The 304-nt window shown below is 46.7% G+C and carries 1 protein-coding gene; it reads left to right on the top strand.

Annotated elements, in window-relative coordinates; translation table 11 throughout:
* Positions 1-8: 8 nt before the first annotated feature.
* Positions 9-304: response regulator (locus tag A3729_RS10860; RefSeq protein ID WP_156497890.1), on the top strand; the 296-nt coding region annotated here is incomplete at its 3' end.

Genomic DNA, 304 nt, shown 5'->3' on the forward strand with positions numbered 1-304 from the left:
GAGAACTTATGTACCATTTTCATATCGCAGATGATCATCCACTTTTTCGCAGTGCCTTGTTAGAAATTATTAACGCCCACTTTGAAAACGTTACGATCACTGAATCGTCTGACCTGGAGACGACTCTGGCAGCCATTGCTGAAGACCCGGAGCTAGACCTTTTACTACTTGATCTGCATATGCCCGGCAGCCAAGACCTATTTGGCTTGGTGACAGTACGTGAGAAATTTCCTTCAATTCCGGTTGCTGTCGTGTCTGCTCGTGAAGATGCCGAGACGATAAGTCGCTCAATTGGTCATGGTGC

It is taken from the genome of Oleiphilus sp. HI0043 (assembly GCF_001634935.1).